This window comes from Nitratireductor sp. WH36-1, from assembly GCF_058725515.1.
Genome location: NZ_JBZXDP010000002.1, coordinates 146097 through 159408, shown reverse-complemented (window position 1 = coordinate 159408; position 13312 = coordinate 146097). Strand labels below are relative to the sequence as shown.

Below are 13312 nucleotides of genomic sequence, written 5' to 3'. Positions count from 1 at the left end.
CGCGCCAGAATGAACCGGCCCTTTAGAAGAGAGAGAAGTATTCCTTCTGCTCCCACTCTGAAACCGTCATCAGATAGCGGTTCCATTCCGCGCGCTTGATGTGGGCCAGATAGGCGACGAAATCCTCGCCGATGGCGCTTTTGTAGAAATCGGACTGTTCGAACCGCTCGATTGCCGCGATCAGGCTCTTGGGCAGGAACTGTGAATTGTTGTCATATGGACGCTCCACGGGAGCGGGGGCTTCAAGACCCCGCTCCAACCCGTCGAGCCCCGACAGGATCTGTGAAGCAAAATAGTAGTAGGGGTTGGCCGCCGGCTCCGCGACGCGGTTTTCGATGCGGCTTGCCCTGTCGCCCTGCGCGAAGAGGGCGCGGATCATCGCTCCCTTGTTGTCGCGGCCCCACTGCACGCGATCCGGCGCGAGCTGGAAGGGCTGATAGCGCTTGTAGCCGTTGACCGTCGGCGTGGTCAGAAGGCAGCTCTCGGCAGCGTGTTCCAGAAGGCCCGCGATCCAGGCGCTTGCGGTGGGCGACAGGTCTTCGCCTTCACCCGGCATGAACATGTTGCGCCCGCTTGCGCGCTCGACCAGAGACTGGTGCAGATGCCAGCCGCTTGCCATTCCATTGTCCACCTTCGGGCGGCACATGAACGTGGCGTGCAGCCCCATGCGCGCGCAAACCTGTTTCACGGTGGAGCGGAACAGCATCATCGTGTCGGCATGGTTCATCGGCGTGTCCGGCTCGAAGGTGAACTCGAACTGGCTTGGACCGAACTCCGCCTCGACCGACCGGACCGGCATGCCGAGTTTCTGGCACGCACGGCGCAGTTCGTCGGCCACGGGCTCCAGCGCGTCGTAGCGGGACTCGGTCAGATACTGGTAGCCATGGGAGATAAGGCTCGTTTCCGGGGGCAGGGCAGGCATGCCGCCATCTGTGTGTTCCAGACGCGGGTCATCCACACGGAACACGTAGAACTCGACTTCCAGCCCGCAAACGAGGTCGAGACCGCGCTGGCCAAGACGACTGACGGCATCGCGCAGGATGCCACGCGGCGAATGGGGGAAGGGCCGCCCGTCCTTGTAATAGACATCGCATAAGAGCCAGCCGCTATGGGGCGACCAGGGAAGCTGGCGGAAGGTTTCAGGGTCGGGAACGATCATGACATCGCCGGCGCCGGTGAGTTCTCCCGCGCCATTGTTCTGGCTCTCCTCCCAGACGGAGAACACGGTGCGATGCGATGTGTCTTTCAGGAGAAGCGTCGACGTCATCGCCATGCCGTTGCGGAACAGGGAATCGACCTTGTCGGCAACAATGGTCTTGCCGCGCAGCACGCCATGCTGGTCGGCAAACGCCAGACGCACGGTCTCCAGCCCGCGCTCGCGGATGAGCGCCAGCACTTCGTCTGCGCGTTCAAACTGCTCGTCGCTCAAGAGGTTTTTCGCCGCGACGAGGCCGCTCTTGAGTTTGTCCAAATTGCCCGACATGCCTGTCTCTTCCCTCTGGTATGGCTGCTGCCGAATTGTTGGTCTTGTTGTGTGGCGTGCGGGCGGTTCTCTCGCCCACCGCTCTTTCAGGCTAGGATACGGCGGCTACGGCAACCGCCTTCATCAGCGGTGTGTCGATGTCTGCAGCCATACGCTGATCAATGCTCTGGCCTGCGGCGATCAGTTTGCGCGAGGCCATGTGATCGGCGGCGCGGTTCACCGAATAGGCCGCCACCAGACGGTCTCCCTCCATCTGCAATATGCTGAACGCGCCGCTTTCAGGATCTCCGCGAAGAAGCTCCGTCGTGCCCGGTCTCGGCAGGCCGGCCATCTGCACTTTCAGGTCATACTGATCGGTCCAGAACCATGGAACAGCGCCAAGCGGCGCATTGCCACCGGCAATGTGCTCGGCGGCAGACTTTGCCTGATCGACAGCGTTTTGCACGGATTCAAGCCGCATGGCCCCGTTCGCATAGGCGTTGTGGAAGGCTGCAACGTCGCCCAGCGCATAGATATCGGGGGCGCTGGTCAGGCCGTGCGCGTCCACCTCTATGCCGCCTGCAATGGTTTTGAGTTCGAGCGGCTCGATCAGCGCCATGTCCGCGATGCCGCCCACGCCCACAAGCACGAGATCGGCGGGAAGGGTGGTTCCGTCGCCAAGCTGAACGCCGCTCACCCTGCCGTCATCGGTGGTGGTGTAGCGCTCCGGCAGCGCGCCGTAGCGGAACATTGCGCCCTTCGCCGTGTGATAGCCGCCGATAAAGGCGCTCAGCCGTTCTGGCAACGCGCGTGTCAAAAGGCGTTCCTGCGCCTCCAGAACGACGACGGACTTGCCCTGCTTGACCGCAGTGGATGCAAATTCCAGTCCGATGAACCCGCCGCCGATGATGACGATGTTCTCTGCATCCTGCATGGAGCTACGCAGGTGGCGTGCATCGGCGATGGAGCGGAGCGTGTGAATGCCGCGCGCCTCGGCGCCGGGCAGGGGCAGGGTGCGCGCCTTCGAGCCGGTGGCGAGAACGAGCTTGCCGTAGTCGAGCCTGCCCGATGCGGTGACCACCTGTTGCGCATGAGGATCGATGCTCAGCGCCGGCTCGTTCAGGCGCAGGTCGATTCCCTGATCGCGATAGAAATCGGGCGCGCGCAGGAGCAGCTGCTCCTCATCCTTTTCGCCCGCAATATAGGCCTTCGAGAGGGGCGGGCGGTGATAGGGATAATCGCCTTCCGCGGAAAGCAGGACGATGCCCTCCTGCCAGCCCTTTTGCCTGAGCGATGCGGCGGCCTGTACGCCGGCGTGGGATGCGCCGACGATGACGACCGCGCTCAAAACTGGTTCTCCGGGATGATGAAGACGGCATCCTTGAGCTTTTCACTGACACGAAGCTGGCAGGAAAGCCGGCTGGTCGGTCGCCGCTCGGCGGAGGCCATGTCGAGCATGTCGTCTTCTTCCGAAGACATTTCGCCGACCGTGCCGTCCTCGAGATTGTCGCAATACACATGGCAGGTGGCGCAGATGCAGGCACCGCCGCACTCCGCTTCGATGCCGCCCACATTGTTCATTACCGCGGCTTCCATGACGCTTACGCCCGGGCGCGCCTGAACTTCAATCTGCTCGCCGCCGCTGGTTTCGAACTTGATGGTGATGGCTTCGCTCACGGTTGACCTCCGATTGGTCGAATAACGAACACAATATCATTTATCGACCAATTGATCACATGGATCATGGAAGCCTGTCAACAAATGCAGGAAGCAAAATGGTGAAATCATTGGGCGGGAGCGCAATCGACCCATTTCTGGAATTCCGCTAAAGCTCTTGATTGCGTGTTCTAATAGAATATAATCGCACAATAGATCGATTATCGACCAATTTGGCGATCGATCTGGAGGCCGCTAGCATTGATCCGGTCTGACTGGGTGGAGGCGAGCATGCGCTCGAGCAGTGGGATTTCAGCCAACGCGCGGAAGAGAAGGGAAGAGACACAGCCATGATGAGCCAAGAGCAGAACGATCTTATCACCAGGATCGGTCCTGACGCACCCGCTGGAAAGCTGATGCGCAAATACTGGCAGCCGGCAGCCCTGGTGGATGAACTGGAGGGCGACCGCCCCATCGTCCCCGTCAAGCTGCTTGGCGAAAACTTCGTGATGTTCCGCGACGAGCAGGGGCGCTACGGACTGGTGGATCGCGACTGTCCGCATCGCGGCGCGGATCTGGCGTTCGGCCGTCTGGAAAATGGCGGTCTTCGCTGCGCGTTTCATGGCTGGCTGTTCGACGTTGAAGGCAATTGCCTGGAAACGCCGGCCGAGCCCGCCGCTTCGAACCTGTGCAAGAACATCAAGCAGCGCGCTTACCCGGTTGTTGAGAAGAGCGGCATCCTGTGGGCCTATCTCGGCGGTGACGAGCCTCCGGCATTTCCCGAGCTCGACTGTTTCGTGGCGCCCGGCACCCACACATTCGCCTTCAAGGGCCTGATCGAGTGCAACTGGCTGCAGGCGCTCGAAGTCGGCATCGATCCCGCACACGCCTCCTTCCTGCATCGCTTCTTCGAGGATGAGGACACGTCGGAAGCTTACGGCAAGCAGTTCCGTGCCGCGTCCGCCGACAGTGATCTGCCGATGACGAAGATCCTGCGCGAATATGACCGCCCGATCATCAATGTGGAGCGCACGGAATATGGCCTTCGCCTGATCGCGCTGCGCGAGATCGACGAGGAACGCACGCATGTGCGCGTGACCAACCAGCTCTTCCCGCACGGCTTCGTCATTCCAATGAGCGGCGACATGACCATCACCCAGTGGCATGTGCCTGTCGATGACGAGACCTGCTACTGGTACGCGATCTTCACCAGCTATGGTGCGCCGGTCGACAAGAAGAAGATGCGCGAACAGCGCCTCGAGCTCTACGAGCTGCCGGACTATGTATCGCGCCGCAACAAGGCCAACGACTACGGTTTCGATCCGCATGAGCAGGCGACCGAGACCTATACGGGCATGGGCCTCGACATCAATGTTCACGATCAGTGGGCCGTTGAATCGATGGGCCGCATTCAGGACCGCACCCGCGAGCATCTGGGGCAATCCGACAAGGCAATCGTTCAGTATCGCCGCCTGCTCAAGCAGGAAATCGAAAAGGCGGTCAATGGCGGCAAGCCGCTCCTGACGCTGGACGAAAAGCATGCCCGCAGCATTCAGGGTCCGGCCACGATGGACGGCATCGGCCCGACACGCGGCTGGGAGACCTACTGGATGGAGGTCGATGTGAAGCGCCGCCGCGCAGCACCCTGGGCTGCTCCCGTTCCAGAAGAACTGGCGGAGAAGGTGCCGCATGTTTCGGCAGCCGAGTAAGGCGCTTTACGCCACGCCGGATTGAACTCGACACACGAAAAGGCCCGCCTCAACAATGAGGCGGGCCTTTTCAATGAACGATCATTTGGAAACGATCAGTCGCGCTTCGCGGCCAGCACTTCCACCTCGACGGTGAATTCGGGCTTTGTGAACCCGCTCACGATCATCAGTGTGGATGCGGGGTAGGGCGCAGGGAACAGGGCATTGCGCACATCCATATAGGGCGCCATGTGCTCGCGGCCCGTCACAAAGGCGCTGATGCGCACCACATCCTCGAAATCCATGTCCGCTGCCTCTAGAAGCTTGCGGATATTGTCGAAGCATATGCGGGCCTGTTCGGCCGTATCGTCCGGGATCGTGCCGTCCGGGCGCATGCCGAGCTGGCCGGAGCACACGAGAAGACGCGCGCCTTCCGGCACCTGCATGGCATGGCTGTAATTGGAAAAGGGTGGCGGAAGATCACCGGGGTTCACGGGAATGGCCAAGCGTCTCTCCTTCTGACAGATGGGGCGGCCGCCATGATGCATGGCAAACCGCGAATGAAAACAGCCGCCCCGTTTCCGGAGCGGCATTTCGGCTCTCGACGGGAGCGAGCGACGGGTTATTTCAGGCCGATGCCCGGATCGATGAACCGGTTCGTCACGACGCTCTGCGGATCGAGGCCTTCCTTGGCGCGCTCATCCAGCCAGGGCTGAACGATGTCGAACATTACAGCCACGCGCTCCGTGTCGAAGTCGGCGATCGTGTCATTCGAGCCATTGCCCATGATGCCGCGCTCCTTGAGCGTCTTCCAGCCATATTCGAGCTTGTCCATGGACAGCTTCCACCAGGATGTGGCGTAGCCGCCCTGTGTGAAATCGTGGATGGTTTCCAGAACCTCGGTCGGGTCGTCCATGTAGTCGACGACCGCCTGCTGAATGATCGGCACGAGCTTCTCAAGGCAGGGTGCGAGTTCATCCATCCGGTTTTCCGCAACCGACAGCATGCCGCTGTAATTGGGATAGCCCAGTTCGCCGACGGTGACCGCGTCGATGGGCTTGCCCCAGTTGTTGCCGGTGGAGAATGCATAGGGTTCGCTGGTGACAAAGCCCTGGTTCAGCCAGGTGCCATTATTGGTGACGAAGTTCTCGCCGTCGCCACGGTAGCCCTCGACAAAGACGTCCTGGGAGACGCCGGACTGTAAGAGGTAAAGGCCGAAGGTGCGCTGAATGGTCGAGACGTAGATCATGCCCTTTCCGGACTCGCCGAAGGCAATGATGTCATCGATGCTGTGGAAGCCGTCCGGATAGGTCTCGCGGTCCCAGAACAGGCCCTGCGGGGCGATGTTGAGCGGCGCGACGACACCGACCACCGGGAAACGCTCGGAGAAGATGAAGGCGTTGTCCAGCTCCTGGTAGCCCAGATGCGGACGCAGGCCGGCCTTGGAGTTGCCCATATAGAGGGCCGAATAGGCGGTTTCGCCGTCACCAAGGCCCATGCCGCCGCCGCCCTCGAGAATGACGAGGTCGATGCCGGTGCTGCCCAGCGGGCCGGTGTAGCGGCCACTTTCCATTTTACCGCCGCCACCGATCATCTGGTAGAGCGCACCGTGTTCGGCCTGGGCAAGCCAGTCCTTCTGCACGATGAAGGGATTGGGACACACATCGGCCAGCGGCGTGGTGTAGGCCTTTTGGGCGAAATCGCCCGGCTCCTGAGCCAGGGCCGGCTGCGCAATGGCGGGAAGCGCGGCCATCGCGGTTGCCAGCAAAGCAGTCTTCAAGCTTCTCATTTTCAGTTCCCTCATTGTTGTTGTGGGTCGAGTAGGCATCGGCTCGCGGCGGGAAACCAATGCCAGGCGGAAATGCGAGCGGGCGAAGAGAGGCTGCTCTTCGCCCGCCCGTAGAATTGGCGTCAGGTCTCCTTGCCGCCGGATTCATGCCAGTCCGAGAACAACCAGTGCCCGAGCCAGGTGAAGGCGATGTAGACGCAGACCGACAGGAAGGTCGCGGTCATCAGCGCCGCATACATCTGCTCATATTTGAAGTCGATCTTTGAGTTGATGATCATCTGGCCAAGGCCGCCACGGCCGGCCAGGAAGAACAGCTCCGAGACGATGGCGCTGATGACGGCGAGGCTTGCCGCGATCCGCAGACCGGCGAAGAGCGCCGGCGCTGCAGACGGAAAGCACGCCTTGACCAGCGTCGTGCGCCAGCTCGCGCCCTGCAGGCGGAACAGGTTGATGATGCCGCGGTCAACGCTCTTGAGGCCGAGGAGAAGGGTGATCGGGATGGCGAACATGGTGAACTTGGCCACGATCAGAACCTTCGGCAGCGTGCCGAAGCCAAGCGCCGTCTGGATCAGCGGAATGATGGCGAGCGTCGGGATCGACTGGAACGCGACGATGTTCGGGAACATGGCGCGTTCGAGAATCGTGGCGCGAAACATGATCACGCCGAGCAGGATGCCGACCGGGATCGAGATGCACAGGCCGGCGAGCGCGATGCCAAGCGTGGTGAGCGAGCGCGTCAGGAGTTCCCAGCGCACGTCCGAAAGGCCGAACGCTTTATCCCAGAGTTCATAGCCCGAGGGCATGAGGAACTGGCGGTGCGGCTCAAGGTTTGCGCGCACCATCGCGTATAAGAGAATGAACATGCCGAACAGGACGAGCGGCGGCACGAGCAGCATGAGGAGGTTTCCAAGCGTCCCGCGCTCCGCCGTGAACGGAACCGGCGAATGTGCAGTGAGATTGGATGAAGGCTGTGTCTGTGTCATCGATCGTCTCAATTCTCGATAGCATTTCGCAGGGATACGGAGACTTCGCTGCAAAGGGTTGCGAACTCGGGCGTGTAGCGAAGCTCCGGATCGCGCGGATAGGCGAAGGGAATGTCGAACACTTCGAGGATCTGTCCCGGGCGGCGCGACATGACGACCACCTTGCTGGACAGATAGACTGCCTCTGAAATCGAGTGCGTGATGAACAGGCCGCTGAAGCCATTGCGCATGAACAGCGACACCAGCTCGTCATTGAGACGCTCGCGGGTGATCTCGTCGAGCGCGCCGAAGGGCTCGTCGAACATGAACACGCTGGGGTTCAGCGCCAGCGAGCGGGCCAGCGATGCGCGCATGCGCATGCCGCCGGAGAGGCGCTTGGGATAATGCTCGGCAAAGCCGTCGAGCCCGACCAGGCTGATCTGCTCCAGGGCGATCCTGCGGCGCTCTTCAGGCGAAAAGCCGCGCAGCTCCATCAGAAGCTCCACATTGCCGAGCACCTTGCGCCACGGCAGAAGGGTCGCGTCCTGAAACGTGTAGCCAAGCTGACTGCGATCCACCTTGACGATGCCCGAGGTCTGGGGGAACAGGCCGGAAGCGATCTTCAGAAGGGTGGACTTTCCGCAGCCCGAAGGGCCGACGATCGAGACGAACTCGCCCTTGCGGATGGTCAGCGAAACATCTTCAAGCGCCTGCGTTCCATCGGGGAACTGCATCGAGATGTTCTCGAAAGAAAGCGCGACATCGTTCCCGGCAATCGGAAGACCGGTGGGAGAACTTGCGTCTCCGGTCCTGCCTCCAGTCCTGTCCGGGGGCTGAGGAACAGCCTGCAATGTCATTATGAGTCCTCCCAGTTGAAATGCGGTGCGCCCGCTAGAAGCGGCTCACCGAAAACGGCGATAGGTCGATCTTGGGTGTTTTTCCCGCCATCAGCGCTGCGACGTGCCTGCCTGTCGGTCCTCCCGAGCAGATGCCGACGTGCTGATGACCGAATGCAAAGACGGTGTTGGAGAAGCGTGGCGAACGATCGATAACCGGCAAACTGTCTGGAAGACAAGGCCTGTGGCCCATCCATTTGGATTGTTCGGTCGTATCGAGTTCGGGGAACATCTCCCGTGCGATTTCTGTCAGTTTGTCCGCGCGGGCATAGTTGGGCGCGGCCTTCAGTCCGGCCAGTTCCACGGTGCCCGCAATCCGCAGGCCGCAGTCCATCGGATTGATGAAGACGCTGCGGGTGTTCCACATCACGGTGCGGTTCACACCGATCTGCGGATTGGGGAATGTGACGTGGTAGCCTCTCTGGGTTTCCAGCGGCACTTTCGCGCCCAGTTTGCGCGCCAGTGGCGACGACCATGCGCCGGCCGCCAGGACCAGCCGGTCGACGGGAAGCTGACCTTCAGTGGTTTCCAGCGCAACCGGCCCATCCGGCCCCAGCGTGACGTCCTTGACCTCGGCGGTGACGAATTTGCCGCCATTTTTCTTCACCTGGTCAGCAATGCTGTTGACCAGAAGATAGGGGTCGACGGTCGAGCCGTTCTCCGGCGCAAAAATGCCGATGTCGAAGCGTTTGTTGAGGGCCGGCTCGAACTGCCGGATCTCGTCGCCGCCCACTTCGATCATTTCCGCGCCGAGATTGCGGCGCAGATCGAGCGACCATTTCGCCGCCTGAAGCTCCTGGCGGCTCTCATAGATGTAGAGGCAGCCATTCCGGCGGATCAGCTGGTTGAACCCATCGCCGGTGAGGATGTCGCCGTAATCGTCGAAGACGGTTTCCATCAGCGAACGCATCGCCCTGGCCACACGAACGCATTCCTCACGCGTGGCGTGGCTGATGAAGCGGGCAAGCCATGGCGCGATCCACGGCAGATAGGACCAGCGAACCGTGAGCGGACCAAGCGGGTCCATCAGCCAGCCGGGGATCTTCTTCATGACGCCGGGCATCGCCACCGGCAGGATGGCGCTGGGCGAGACCGAACCGGCATTGCCGAACGACGTGCCGAGCCCCGGCTCCAGCCGGTCCACCACCGTCACGCCAAAACCCTCGCGCTGCAGGAACGCGGCGCAGCTCACGCCGACAATGCCCGCGCCTATGATGGTTACATGTCCCTTGCTGCCGGTCATGTGTTCATCTCCCCCCGGTCAAATCACAGTCTGTGATGGAAATCATTCGGCAAAGAGGTAGGTCTTGCCGGGAGAGGGGGACCAGTCGGGATCCTTCCAGGCGATCATCTTGCCCGGATTGAGAAGCCCCTTCGGGTCGGCCTGTTTCTTGAAGGCCAGCTGATGCGGGTTGGTCTTCTTCATGCCGCCTTCTTCCAGCGTGATCCGGTGCGGATTGAAGACCGGCAGGCCGAGTTCCAGCTCGAGTATCTGGATGATTTCCTCAAGCCGCTCATTGCTGGTGTGCCGCACGATCGGGATGCCCACGGGCGAGACAACGCCGTCGAACCGGGTGAATTCGAAATGCAGCAGCAATTCGTCTCCGAACCGGTCTTTCACCTCGGCGAGTTTTTCGAACATCACCGGGCGCGGGATCATCATCTGCAGATAGGTGATGGTCGGATCGACGCGCAGAGCGCGCAGCGTCGTGTGGTTCCACGCAAGCTCGAAAGCCGCCGGCAGCTTCACGCCCTCTTCCAGCTGGTCGTAGCGCAGCCTGAGCGTCGCACCGTCGAAGCCGTCGACAACCTCAACGAGCCGGTCCAGCGTTTCCGTGGAGACGGTCACGGCCACAACGGCCTCGCTTTCCTCCAGATAGGGGCGGTGCCTGCGGAAATAGTTGAACGGAATGGGCGCCTCGAAATTCGAAAGCATGCGCTTGCAGACCGTGTCGTCGTCGCCGATCTCAAGCGCCAGCCTGCAGGAGTTTTCGAATGTGTCGACACCGATGATCACGTCGACCCAGTCGGTCGCCGGATCGGCAGGCATTTCCACCTCGACGATGACGCCATTGACGCCATAGGCATGAGCGGCCTTGCTGATGTCGCTTGCGCCGACCAGATCAATGATTTGCGGCGTCTCTTCCATGGTGACGAGGCGCAGCCGGCGAATATTGGCCGGATTGCGCAGACCGCCCCAGCGGATCGCACCCACACCGCTGGACCCGCCAGCGATGAAGCCGGCGATGGTTGCCGAGCCCATGGTCGAGGGGAACAGGCGGATTTCCTTGCCGACCGCGCGCAGCGAGCGCTCGATATGCTCGATCACCGTGCCGCCCTGCGCCACGAAATAATCGTCGCCGATCTCGAGGATCTCGTTCATGTGCTTCATGTGCAGAACGACGCCGCCGGAAAGCGGCATGGCCTGACCGTAATTGCCGGTTCCGGCCCCGCGCGTGGTGACGGGAACGTCATGCTTCCAGCAGGCGGCGAGAATTTCGACCACTTCTTCCACGCTGCGCGGCGCAATGACCAGATCGGCCGTCACGTCGTCGAGCTGTTCCTTCAGAATCGGGCTGTACCAGTAGAAGTCGCGGCTCTTCTGGCGCACCGTCTGGGGATTGTCGTCGATGTCGAGATGGGCCAGCGCCTCGCGGCACGCTGAAATATCTGCAGTCATGAGTACTCCATCGCGAAAAGATCGCGCAGATTGAAGGGAAGCGGTTGAAGCGGCGCGCCACCGCGCAGAACGACGCGGCCGGCCGAAGAACGGCTCATCAGGTCGAGCCAGTCGCTGGCATCGAGAATGATCAGGTCGGCAGGTGCGCCTGCCGCAACAAGGCCGTGCTGGCCGAAGCCGCAGGCCTTCGCGGCCTCGCGGAACTGGCGGGCCGCCCAGCTGCCGATGTGGGTTTCGAGATGCGCTGTCCGCACCGCAGAGCGGAAAACGTCGACCATGTCGAAATCGCCGTAGGGATAGAAGGGATCCTGCACATTGTCGGAGGCGAAGTGCACGGATGCGCCGCCCGCAGCCAGTTCGCGCACGGTGGTCATGCCGCGCCGCGACGGCGTTGCGCCATTGGAGCGGTCCTGCAGGAACAGGTTGGAGTGCGGCAGCGAGACAATATGCACGCCGGCCCGCGCCACTTTCTCGATGGTGCGGTCGCGGTCTGCCGTGGGCATGGAACTGAGCGAGCAGCAATGTCCGGCCATGACCGGGCTCTTGAAGCCGGTGCGCAGAATGCTGTCGCAGATCAGTTCGAGCGCCATGGCGTCGGGCGCAAGCGTTTCATCGACATGGAAATCGACCGCGAGCCCGGTTTCGCCAGCACAGGAAAACAGCGCATCAAGGCGCTCCGGCGTTGCCGTCTTCGGCGCAATGAACGCGCCCAGAACACCGCCGAGACGGCTGATTTGTCGGCAGCGTTCGATGAACTCCGCCTGTTCGACGCGCTCCAGAGCCATCAGCGCGACGGCCTGAAGCGCAATGCGGCCCTGCCAGTCGCTGCGCATTTCGTCAAAAACGCGCCAGGCGTCGCTCTCATCCGGCATGACCGGCGTGTCGAGATGGGTGCGGATCGCGGACGTGCCATGCAGATAAGCGCGTTCAAGCGCCTGACTAATGCGGCTTTTCAGGTCCGTCTGCGACCAGTTGGCGGCATCCGCGCCGGAAAGCTTCACGGCGTCCAGAAGCCCGCCATGGGGAATACCCGTCCGCCTGACGATATAGGCCTTGTCGAGATGGACGTGGGAATCGACGAATGTGGGCAGAACCATCCGCCCTGCGAGATCCAGTTCAGCCCCGCCATTGTTCTCCGGCGTCAGCGCGCCATCCGCCGTGATGCCGAAATCCATCATGGCAAGGCCGCTGTCATGATCCAGCGCACGGAGCGGAAACCCCTCTGCCAGAGCAGCCGGGACGCGGGCATTGGTGAACCAGCGGCTCTTTTGTGTCTCGCAGGCGCGGATGTTCATACGCGCGGCGCTCCGAAGGGGATCGCATAGCGCGCCACCTCTTCGAGAAGCCGGGCATAACGTGTGGCTGCATGCTCGACGAGCGCCTTGCCCGTTTCCGGCGTCGCCAGCGCGGCATTGCCAGCGGCTCCATCGGCGTTGAGATCCTTCATGGTCCAGCCCGTGGAAACGGGGCCGAGCAGGCGCAGAACATCATTCGACTGGGCGACCGTACGGGAGGCCGGTACGAAGTTCTTCGCCTTTTCCATGGAAACCAGATCGGGGCGCAGATGCAGCATGGCGGCAGTCTCCACCAGTCCGCCGTGAATGCCGTCGCGCAACTCCTCCTCGGGGATCAGGCCGGGCGGATAGCCCATGCTCATCCAGCCGGCGGCGACGCAGAACATCTCTTCTTCAAGGCGCAGCACGCGCGCTGCGATCTGCAGCACCGGCACATTGCCTCCATGCGCATTGAGGAAGACAAGCCGGCGAATGCCCGAACGCGCGACGCTCCGGCCGATCTGCATGAGCACGGCCTGAAGCGTCGCTGCGTCGAGGGTCAGAACGCCGGGAAAGCCCGTGTGTTCATCGGATTTGGCGACGGCGACCGGCGGCAGAACCAGCACCTGCGCGTCCTCCACACGCTTCGCCGCTTCCAGTGCAATCCCCTCTGCAAGCGTGGTGTCGGTGCTCAGCGGCAGGTGGGGACCATGCTGCTCAATGGCGCCCACAGGCAACAATGCGACAGTCGCATCATCGACCAGTGTTTTCAGGTCGTCAGCAGAAAGCTCGCTCCAGAGACGAAAGGCCATCAATTCACCGATTATCGAACATTAGTTCGCTTAGCGTTGCAAGAAAGCAGTCGGACGTCAAGCAGGTTTGTGCGATCCCGGGCCGCTGAAAGC

Annotated in this window: 12 protein-coding genes; 1 reads left to right on the top strand and 11 read right to left on the bottom strand. The window is 61.8% G+C overall.

The genetic code is table 11. From position 1 onward, the window contains the following. Positions 1-22: 22 nt before the first annotated feature. The 3 genes from AC4PTT_RS19910 to AC4PTT_RS19900 all read right to left on the bottom strand — a co-directional run bounded on the left by AC4PTT_RS19910 (position 23) and on the right by AC4PTT_RS19900 (position 3127). Positions 23-1483, bottom strand: a complete 1461-nt coding sequence (locus AC4PTT_RS19910; protein ID WP_113156836.1) for a glutamine synthetase family protein — start codon at positions 1481-1483, stop codon at positions 23-25. A gap of 91 nt (positions 1484-1574) precedes the next feature. Continuing rightward, the gene (locus tag AC4PTT_RS19905; RefSeq protein ID WP_492162828.1) at positions 1575-2810 is read right to left on the bottom strand and encodes an NAD(P)/FAD-dependent oxidoreductase; all 1236 of its coding nucleotides are present in this window, start codon (positions 2808-2810) and stop codon (positions 1575-1577) included. Further along, positions 2807-3127, bottom strand: a complete 321-nt coding sequence (locus AC4PTT_RS19900; protein WP_224873290.1) for a 2Fe-2S iron-sulfur cluster-binding family protein — start codon at positions 3125-3127, stop codon at positions 2807-2809. Before AC4PTT_RS19900 ends, AC4PTT_RS19905 begins: the two co-directional genes overlap by 4 nt. 341 nt (positions 3128-3468) lie before the next feature. On the opposite strand from AC4PTT_RS19900, the gene AC4PTT_RS19895 reads away from it, so the two are divergent. Then, a complete protein-coding gene (locus AC4PTT_RS19895) occupies positions 3469-4827 on the top strand; it encodes an aromatic ring-hydroxylating dioxygenase subunit alpha (RefSeq protein WP_206544905.1) in 1359 nt (452 codons plus the stop codon). Between the two features lie 95 nt (positions 4828-4922). On the opposite strand, the gene AC4PTT_RS19890 is transcribed toward AC4PTT_RS19895, so the two are convergent. From AC4PTT_RS19890 to AC4PTT_RS19855, 8 genes are all read right to left on the bottom strand, one after another. After that, positions 4923-5252, bottom strand: a complete 330-nt coding sequence (locus AC4PTT_RS19890) for a RidA family protein (RefSeq protein WP_492162917.1) — start codon at positions 5250-5252, stop codon at positions 4923-4925. Between the two features lie 176 nt (positions 5253-5428). Beyond that, on the bottom strand, positions 5429-6595 hold the full coding sequence (locus AC4PTT_RS19885; protein WP_492162827.1) for a hypothetical protein: 1167 nt from the start codon (positions 6593-6595) through the stop codon (positions 5429-5431). Positions 6596-6717: 122 nt separating this feature from the next. Continuing rightward, positions 6718-7578 (bottom strand): ABC transporter permease, encoded by an 861-nt coding sequence (locus AC4PTT_RS19880; protein ID WP_206544902.1) that lies wholly within the window; start codon positions 7576-7578, stop codon positions 6718-6720. An 8-nt stretch (positions 7579-7586) separates the two neighbouring features. After that, positions 7587-8414: an ABC transporter ATP-binding protein gene (locus AC4PTT_RS19875; protein ID WP_492162826.1), complete on the bottom strand. Its 828-nt coding sequence runs from the start codon at positions 8412-8414 to the stop codon at positions 7587-7589. Between the two features lie 34 nt (positions 8415-8448). After that, positions 8449-9696: an NAD(P)/FAD-dependent oxidoreductase gene (locus tag AC4PTT_RS19870; protein WP_492162825.1), complete on the bottom strand. Its 1248-nt coding sequence runs from the start codon at positions 9694-9696 to the stop codon at positions 8449-8451. A 42-nt stretch (positions 9697-9738) separates the two neighbouring features. Further along, a complete protein-coding gene (locus AC4PTT_RS19865) occupies positions 9739-11133 on the bottom strand; it encodes an FAD-binding oxidoreductase (RefSeq protein WP_492162824.1) in 1395 nt (464 codons plus the stop codon). Continuing rightward, complete coding sequence (locus AC4PTT_RS19860; protein WP_492162823.1) at positions 11130-12428, bottom strand: cytosine deaminase; 1299 nt, start codon at positions 12426-12428, stop codon at positions 11130-11132. Before AC4PTT_RS19860 ends, AC4PTT_RS19865 begins: the two co-directional genes overlap by 4 nt. After that, entirely contained in the window at positions 12425-13219 is a 795-nt protein-coding gene (locus AC4PTT_RS19855) for a creatininase family protein (RefSeq protein ID WP_492162822.1), read from the bottom strand. The genes AC4PTT_RS19860 and AC4PTT_RS19855 overlap by 4 nt, the downstream gene beginning before the upstream one ends. Positions 13220-13312 lie beyond the last annotated feature (93 nt).

Coding starts and splice junctions, on each gene's coding strand:
- AC4PTT_RS19860 (WP_492162823.1), bottom strand. CDS start 12,428: ATGAACATCCGCGCCTGCGAGACACAAAAGAGCCGCTGGTTCACCAAT.
- AC4PTT_RS19870 (WP_492162825.1), bottom strand. CDS start 9,696: ATGACCGGCAGCAAGGGACATGTAACCATCATAGGCGCGGGCATTGTC.
- AC4PTT_RS19910 (WP_113156836.1), bottom strand. CDS start 1,483: ATGTCGGGCAATTTGGACAAACTCAAGAGCGGCCTCGTCGCGGCGAAA.
- AC4PTT_RS19855 (WP_492162822.1), bottom strand. CDS start 13,219: ATGGCCTTTCGTCTCTGGAGCGAGCTTTCTGCTGACGACCTGAAAACA.
- AC4PTT_RS19875 (WP_492162826.1), bottom strand. CDS start 8,414: ATGACATTGCAGGCTGTTCCTCAGCCCCCGGACAGGACTGGAGGCAGG.
- AC4PTT_RS19895 (WP_206544905.1), top strand. CDS start 3,469: ATGATGAGCCAAGAGCAGAACGATCTTATCACCAGGATCGGTCCTGAC.
- AC4PTT_RS19890 (WP_492162917.1), bottom strand. CDS start 5,252: ATGCAGGTGCCGGAAGGCGCGCGTCTTCTCGTGTGCTCCGGCCAGCTC.
- AC4PTT_RS19865 (WP_492162824.1), bottom strand. CDS start 11,133: ATGACTGCAGATATTTCAGCGTGCCGCGAGGCGCTGGCCCATCTCGAC.
- AC4PTT_RS19880 (WP_206544902.1), bottom strand. CDS start 7,578: ATGACACAGACACAGCCTTCATCCAATCTCACTGCACATTCGCCGGTT.
- AC4PTT_RS19885 (WP_492162827.1), bottom strand. CDS start 6,595: ATGAGAAGCTTGAAGACTGCTTTGCTGGCAACCGCGATGGCCGCGCTT.